This window comes from Autumnicola edwardsiae (assembly GCF_031846505.1).
Lineage (GTDB): Bacteria > Bacteroidota > Bacteroidia > Flavobacteriales > Flavobacteriaceae > Autumnicola > Autumnicola edwardsiae.
On sequence record NZ_JAVRHP010000380.1, the window covers coordinates 1 to 203 of the forward strand.

Here is a 203-nt window from a genome sequence, read left to right on the forward strand (position 1 = left end):
TTCCTGATGCTGGCCCTTGGCATTTGTGGGGTCCAGGATAACCAGTGGATTCCGGCTTTATTATTCCTGGGGTGTCCGTTGCTCCTGGTCAATACACTGATGTATGTTTTCTTGCATACCGATCAGGATAATAAAAAGATCGATAAAAGATACCAGGTCGGTTTTGCGACCACAAAAGGAAAATTTAAACTGGAAAATATTAA

The 203-nt window shown here is 41.9% G+C and carries 1 pseudogene; it reads left to right on the forward strand.

The features are described 5' to 3' along the window. Nucleotides 1-203, forward strand: a pseudogene (locus tag RM529_RS18055) (type IV secretory system conjugative DNA transfer family protein); the annotation flags it as partial.